The sequence below is a fragment of the Streptomyces sp. NPDC048269 genome, assembly GCF_040652395.1.
GTDB lineage: Bacteria > Actinomycetota > Actinomycetes > Streptomycetales > Streptomycetaceae > Streptomyces.
On sequence record NZ_JBEZLW010000011.1, the window covers coordinates 216,758 to 224,153 of the forward strand.

The window sequence follows — 7,396 nt, forward strand, 5'->3', positions numbered from 1 at the left end:
TTGATGAGGAATCACCACACCGCGCCTACGCGGGAACGAGGGGGCCGAAACGGAATGAGCAACGACGACCAGTACGGCGGCACGGGCCAGACCCGTACCCGCCTCCCGGACTCCCCCGCCGACCCGTACGGCCCCACCCGCCGCACCCCACGCACCTCCCGCAGCCTGATCACGGTCGTCGGCGTGGTGGTCCTCCTGATCGCCGCCATCGCGTTCGCGAACCAGGGCCCGGACGCTCCCACCTCCCCGTCGAAGGACAACGCTCCGACCACTTCTTCCACGGCAGCCACGGGCACATCCCCGGTGACCGGCAAGAACGGCGCCATCCCCAAGGGCTTCGCCCACGACGAACAGGGAGCCCAGTCGGCGGCCGCCAACTACGCGGTAGCCCTGGGCTCCGACGGGATGTTCAGAAAGAACACCCGCCACGCCCTCGTGGACGGGATCTACACGTCGGACGCAGCGAACCGGCTTAAAGGACCACAGGACGAGGCCTATTCCGCCGCCTTCCTCGCCCAGCTCGGCCTCGACGCGAACGGCAACCCCCCGCAGGGCAACACCTTCGTCACCCGCGCCGTCCCGATCGGCACCCGCGTCGAGAGCTACACCCCGACCGGCGCGAAGATCGCGGTGTGGTACACGGGGCTGATCGGCATGTCCGGCACCAAATCGACCGACCCGGTCCGGACCCTCTGGAAGACCTGGACCTTCGAACTGACCTGGGTGGGCGAGGACTGGAAGATCGTCACCGATACCCAGCAGGACGGGCCCGCCCCGGTTCCCGGCGACAACGCCGCGGCGACGTCCGACGACATCAGCAAGGCAGTCAAGGAGTTCGGAGGGTTCACTTATGCCCGCTAGCTTCCGGCTCCGGCTTGGCATCGTGGCCTCCGTCCACCTGGCCGTCGTAACGCTGGCGGACCGCGCCTACGCCGCACCGCCACCCCAGCCGACACCTACACCGCAGGCCAGCAACAACCCCTGCGACCTTCTCATCGGCCCGGCCAAGCAGTACTGCGAGCGCGGCTCCAGCGGCCAAGCCCCGGCAACCGGCCTAGCCCCCAACGACCCCGCCGACGCCCTCAACCCCCTCGCCTCCCTCGCCAAGGGCTGCGCCGACGCCGCAGCCTGGATCGTCGGCAAGCTCAGCGCAGCGGTCAAGGGCAGCGCCAACGTCGACTTCACCAACCCCGCCTTCCTCAAGCAGTACGCCGTCGTCTTCGCCGCCTCCACCATCCTGACCCTCGTCCTCTGGCTCTTCGCCGTCGCCAAGCGAGCCGTCCGCGGCGTCCCCCTCACCACCGCACTCTCCGAAGCCATCGGCTTCCTCTGGCTCACTGTCCTCGCCTCCGCCTTCACCCCCCTGATCCTCTACACCGTCGTCTCCGCCACCGACGGCGTCACCGAGGTCATCGCCTCCGCCACCGGCGGCCAGACCGACGTCTTCTTCGGCTCCTTCTCCGAGGCCCTCAAGAAGGGCGACGACATCGGCGGCGGCCCGATCATGCTGATCGTCGTCGCCCTCGTCACCGTCCTCGCCGCCGGCATCCTCTTCCTGGAGCTCTTCATCCGGGCCGCGCTCCTCTACGTCGGCGCCCTCCTCGGCGTCGTCGTCTACGCGGGCCTCGTCGACCGGAACCTCTGGGGCCACGTCCGCCGCTGGGCCGGCATTATGGTCGCCGTCATCCTCGTGAAGCCGGTCATCGTCATCGTCCTCGGCCTCGCCGGGGCCCTCGCCGGCGAAAAGGGCCCCGACGCCTTCTCCGCCGTCGTCACCGGCCTCGCCATCATCCTCCTGGCGATCTTCGCCTCCGCGATGATCTACCGCTTCGTCCCGGGCTTCGGCGACGAGATCGCCTCCGCCCGCTCCAACCACAGCAAGGCCACCGACGGCGCCCAGGCCGCAGCCGTCATCAGCTCCCCGGCCTCCCTCGTCTCGCAGGGCATCAAGACCCACAGCAGCCGCGGCGCCCACCGCGGCGACGGCGGCATCAGCGCGCCCCGCCCCGCCAACCCCATCTCCGGAGGCGTGGCCGCCCACAGCAGCCGCCCCACCTCCGGCGGCGGGTCCGGCGGCGGATCTGTCCCCTCCGCCGCACCCCCGCCCCGCACGAGTTCGAGTACGAGGAACACAGGAGGTGACGGGCGTTGACGACCCAGTCCCATCAGCTGCACCCGGTCGCGCCCCGCCGCACGTATCTCATCGGCCGGGCCCGGCCGAACGCGATCGTCGGCAAGAACCGCGAGACCGGCGAGATCGCCCTGATCATCGCTGGGGCGTTCTTCGGCATGATGAGCGGACTGCTCGTCCCCGACCTCACCCTGCGCATCGTCAGCCTCGCCGGCTTCCCCATGCTCGCGCTCGCCGCCGTGTACGTCCCGTACAAGGGCCGCACCTTCTACCGCTGGTTCGAGATCAGCCGCAGCTACAAGCGCACCCTGCGCCGCGGCACCACGTACCGCTCGCCGGCCATGGAGGCGGGCACCCGCGCGGCCGACGGCCGCGAGGTCGAGGTCGGCCCGCCCCCCGGCATCGGCCGCATCAGCTGGCTCGCCGCCCCCTTCGGCCCCGACGAGATCGCCGTCCTCCTCCACGCCGACCGCAGAACGGTCACCGCGGCCATCGAGATCGAGGGCCCCGGCGTAGGCCTGCGCGACAGCGAAGACCAAGAAGCCCTCGTCGACCGCTTCGGCACCCTCCTCAAGCACGTCGCCAACGGCGACGGCTTCGTCACCCGCCTCCAGATGCTCGCCCGTACGCTGCCCGCAGACCCCGACGCACACGCCAAGGACGTCGCCCAGCGCGGCGACACCCAGGCCCCCGGCTGGCTGCGCGAGTCCTACGACCAGCTCCAGTCGATGGTGTCGACCTCCTCCGAGCAGCACCGCGCGTACCTCGTCGCCTGTATGCACTACAACCGCGAACTCGCCGCCGAGGCCCATACCATCGCCCGCGCCGCCACCCCCCACAAGGGCCGCAAGCTCGACCGCGACGCCGGCCTCGCCATCGTCATGGCCCGCGAGCTCACCGACATCTGCGCCCGCCTCGCCGAGGCCGACATCCGCGTCCGCCAGCCCCTCGGCCAGGGCCGCCTCGCCTCCCTGGTGCACTCCATGTACGACCCCGACCACCCCATCGACCACATCCAGGCCATGACCAAGCGCAACGCCTGGCCCGCCGAACTCGACGCGGTCGAACCCACCTACCTCCAGGCCAAGACCCGCGAGTCCTCCACCCGCGCCCCCTGGTGCCACGCCACCGCCTGGGTGAAGGAATGGCCGATGACCCCCGTCGGCGTCAACTTCCTCGCCCCCCTCCTCGTCCACACCCCGGACGTGATCCGCACCGTCGCCGTCACCATGGACCTGGAGCCCACCGAGGTGGCCATCGAGCGCATGCTCACGGAGAAGACCAACGACGAGGCCGACGCCTCCCGCGCCGCGAAGATGAACCGGACCGTCGACCCGCGCGACATCGCGGCCCACGGCCGGCTCGACCAAAGGGGTGAAGATCTCGCCAGCGGTGCGGCGGGAGTCAACCTGGTCGGGTACATCACGGTGTCCTCGCGTTCACCCGAAGCCCTCGCCCGCGACAAGCGGACGATCCGCGCCTCGGCCGGCAAGTCCTACCTGAAGCTCGAGTGGTGCGACCGCGAGCACCACCGTGCCTTCGTCAACACCCTGCCGTTCGCCACCGGCATCCGACGCTAGCTGGAGGGAAGTGCCGCCCATGCGAGATCCCATGTCCGCGCTGACGGACGCCTTCACCAGCTTCCTCTTCGGCAAAGTCGAAACCACGCGCCTGCCCGTACGCACCTCCACCGGGCAGGCGCAGGCCGTCTACCTGCCCACCGCCGCCCCCGGCCTCGGCGACTCCGGGGTCATCATCGGCCGCGAGGTCTACAGCGGCAAGGGATACATCTACGACCCCTTCCAGCTCTACGGCCAGCAGCTCCCCGCACCCCACTGGCTCGTCCTCGGCGAATCCGGCAACGGCAAGTCCGCCCTGGAGAAGACGTACGTACTGCGCCAGCTCCGCTTCAAGGACCGCCAGGTCGTCGTCCTCGACGCCCAGGGCGAAGACGGCGTCGGCGAGTGGAACCTCATCGCCCAGCAGCTGGGAATAACCCCCATCCGCCTGGACCCCATCGCCGCCAACGACGACGGGATCCGCCTCAACCCCCTCGACCCGGCGATCACCACGACCGGACAGCTCGCGCTGCTCCGCACCATCATCGAAGTCGCCATGGGCCACGGCCTCGACGAGCGCGCCGGCTTCGCCCTCAAGGTCGCGCACGCCTACGTCGTCGACGCGATCCGCGACCGCCAGCCGGTCCTCACCGACATCGTCGACCAACTGCGCCACCCCGAAGCCGAATCCGCCGAAGCCATGAACGTCGACATAGACGATGTCCGGGCCTGGGGCCTCGACGTGGCCCTCGTCCTCGACCGCCTCGTCGACGGCGACCTGCGCGGCATGTTCGACGGCCCGACCACCGTCGGCATCGACCTCGACGCCCCGCTGATCGTCTTCGACCTCTCCCACATCGACCGCAACTCCATCGCGATGCCGATCCTCATGGCGATCGTCGGCGTCTGGCTGGAACACACCTGGATCCGGCCCGACCGCAAGAAGCGCATCTTCCTCGTCGAAGAGGCCTGGCACATCATCAACAGCCCCTTCGTCGCCCAGCTGTTCCAGCGCCTCCTGAAGTTCGGCCGCCGCCTCGGCCTGTCCTTCGTCGCCGTGGTCCACCACCTCTCCGACGTCGTCGACGGCGCGGCCGCCCGCGAAGCCGCGGCCATCCTCAAGATGGCCTCCACGCGCACCATCTACGCCCAGAAGGCGGACGAAGCCCGCGCCACCGGCCTCGTGCTCGGCCTCCCCCGCTGGGCGGTCGAGATCATCCCGACCCTCACCCCCGGCATCGCCGTGTGGGACGTCAACGGCAACGTGCAGGTCGTCAAACACCTCATCACCGAGGCAGAACGCCCCCTCGTCTACACGGACCGCGCCATGACCGAGTCCTCCGCCCCCGCCCGGCTCCACGACGACATGCTCGCCGCCGAACTGGAAGCGGAGGAACGCGCCCTGTCCATCGAACGCAGCCGCGGCAACGGCGGCCCGGGTTCCGCGACCACGGTGGCCTGACCATGCACGACGCGAGACGTACGGAGCCCCCCTCGTCCGGCGGCGTCCCGGACGGCCTGCTGGTCGGCCTCCTGGCCTTCCTCCTCGGCCTCGCCGTCCTGGTCTGGTCCGCCACCGGCCTGGCCGCCCTCTTCGCCAAGGGCGCCTGGCCGGCCACGGTCACCTTCACCCGCACCCCGGGAGCCGTCCGCGCCCTGATAGCGCAACCGCACGACGTCCCGGGCGCCTGGCCGGACACCGACCCGGCGGCCCTGTCCGGCTGGGGCCTGTTCTGGGGGCTGTTCATCAGCCAGCTGCTGGTGCTGTTCGTCCTCATCGTCTTCGCCATCGGCGTGTTCGCCCGCACCAAATCCCGCCGAGCCCTGGCCGAACAGCCCGCGCCGCCCCCCGTACCGTTCGAGTCCCAGCCGCAGCCGCAGGCCCGGCCTGAGCAGCAGCCGCAGCTCCCGGCCCAGGCTCAGAGAGCGCCGTACGAGCCCGAGCCCCCGCGCCCGGACCCGTCACCCGTGCCGGACCGCAAGGCTCCGGTGGACGAGGCCTACCGCTACGGCTTCGGCTACGCGCCGGCGACGGCCCCCAGCACGGCCACCCGGCAACACCGCCTGGCGTACGCCGGCCCGAACGACCGGTTCCGCGCCGCGGCACAACGCATCCAGGACACGGAGGGCGCCGCGCTGATCGTGACTTCCTCCCCCACCCTCTGGGCCGAGACCAAGGACGCCCGCGCCAAACTGGGCCCGGTCCTCCTCTACGACCCCTCGCACCTGTGCGACACCCCGGCCCGCATGCACTGGAACCCGGCAGAGGGCTGCGCCGACCGCGACACCGCCGCCGCCCGCGCGATCGCCCTGCTGACCCCCGTACGCCCGCAGGCCCGGCTCGACGCAGCAGTCGCCGACACCGCGGAAACGCTCCTGCGGAGCTGGCTCCAGGCAGCCGCTCTGGAGGACCGCCCCTTCAAGCAGCTCCATCGCTGGACCCAGGGCAACAACGCCCAGGACCCGGTCCGCATCCTGCGCACCCACCCCCAGGCGGCACCGGGAGCCGCCGGCGAACTGGAGAGCGCCCTCACCGCCCACCCGGAACGGCGAGAGCTGGCACAGAACCTGACGGCCCGTGCCCTTTCCTGCCTGACCTCGATCCACATCCGCGAGGCGTGCAACCCGAACCGAACCGATTCCCTCACGTTGGCTTCGTTCCTGGGTGAAGGGGGCAGCCTGTACGTGGTGGGCGAGCCTTTGGAAGACCCCCGCACCCACCCGGGTGCGATGCCCTTGCTGACCGCACTCGCCGCTCACGTGGTCGAGCACGGCCGTCGCATGGCCGCACGGTCATCCCACGGTCGGCTCGACCCACCACTGTCCCTGATCCTGGACGACGTGGCGGCGGTTGCCCCCGTCCCCCAGCTCCCGGAGCTGCTGACCGACGAGACGCTCCCCCTGCTGGCCCTGTGCCGCAGCCGCGAGCAGGCCCGCTCCCGCTGGCCCGACGCGGACCTTCCCTGAGGACTGTCCCGCATCCCCGGCGGGAAGGCCCTCAGGGCCGGGGGTACACGTACTCCAGCTCCTTGGCGGACGGATCGCTCGCCAGGGGCACCTTCACACCGCTGTCCCGGAATCCGATGCGCCGGTAGAAGGCCTGGGCCCGCTCGTTGCGCTCGTGCACGTAGAGCCGTACGCGTTCCAGCTTGGGCTCCTCCAGCGACCAGGCCCACTCCAGCGCGGCCCGGAACAAGTCTTCGGCCAGCCCGGTGCCCCGCCGGCCCTCGCGGACGTAGACGCCGACGATGTGCCCCTGGGTCGACTCGATCTCGCGGTCGAGGAAGTCGATGGTCCCCAGCTCCTCGACGAGCACGCTCACGGTGCCGTCCCACACCCCGTCGGGCCCCACGGCCACGAACTGCCGCACGGCCCGCCCGAAGGCGGCGCCGGCGGTCCGCTCCTGCCAGAAACTGTCCGGCCTGGCCTCGGCGAGCTCGGCGGTGTCGAGGAAGGCGATGGGCGCCACAGGATCGTGGAGCGAGGCGATCCGCAGCTCCTTGGCCTGCTCCCACTCGTCGGCACGGACAGCACGTATCTGGTGCTGATTCTGTTCTGCGTTCATGTCGGGGATCCTAGTCCTGAACGCAGAAAAGCCCCGCACCAGTTACCTGGTGCGGGGCTTCCGCAATGATTGTTCGGCGGCGTCCTACTCTCCCACAGGGTCCCCCCTGCAGTACCATCGGCGCTGAAAGGCTTAGCTTCC

Annotated in this window: 6 protein-coding genes; 5 read left to right on the forward strand and 1 reads right to left on the reverse strand. The window is 70.6% G+C overall.

The window, feature by feature from the left end; all coding sequences use genetic code 11:
* The first annotated feature begins 54 nt into the window (after positions 1-54).
* Genes AB0D48_RS15925 through AB0D48_RS15945 form a run of 5 tightly spaced genes read left to right on the forward strand, consistent with a single transcriptional unit; the run spans position 55 to position 6,657 of the window.
* Positions 55-861, forward strand: coding sequence for a hypothetical protein (locus AB0D48_RS15925; protein WP_362396018.1), 807 nt, complete (start codon positions 55-57; stop codon positions 859-861).
* Complete coding sequence (locus AB0D48_RS15930; protein WP_362396021.1) at positions 851-2,152, forward strand: hypothetical protein; 1,302 nt, start codon at positions 851-853, stop codon at positions 2,150-2,152. The genes AB0D48_RS15925 and AB0D48_RS15930 overlap by 11 nt, the downstream gene beginning before the upstream one ends.
* Entirely contained in the window at positions 2,149-3,711 is a 1,563-nt protein-coding gene (locus AB0D48_RS15935; RefSeq protein ID WP_362396024.1) for an SCO6880 family protein, read from the forward strand. Before AB0D48_RS15930 ends, AB0D48_RS15935 begins: the two co-directional genes overlap by 4 nt.
* 19 nt (positions 3,712-3,730) lie before the next feature.
* Positions 3,731-5,152, forward strand: a complete 1,422-nt coding sequence (locus AB0D48_RS15940) for an ATP-binding protein (RefSeq protein ID WP_362396027.1) — start codon at positions 3,731-3,733, stop codon at positions 5,150-5,152.
* Positions 5,153-5,154: 2 nt separating this feature from the next.
* Positions 5,155-6,657, forward strand: a complete 1,503-nt coding sequence (locus AB0D48_RS15945; protein ID WP_362396030.1) for a type VI secretion protein — start codon at positions 5,155-5,157, stop codon at positions 6,655-6,657.
* A 31-nt stretch (positions 6,658-6,688) separates the two neighbouring features.
* Here AB0D48_RS15945 and AB0D48_RS15950 read toward each other — a convergent pair whose 3' ends face one another.
* Complete coding sequence (locus AB0D48_RS15950; RefSeq protein WP_362396033.1) at positions 6,689-7,255, reverse strand: N-acetyltransferase; 567 nt, start codon at positions 7,253-7,255, stop codon at positions 6,689-6,691.
* Positions 7,256-7,396: the final 141 nt, after the last annotated feature.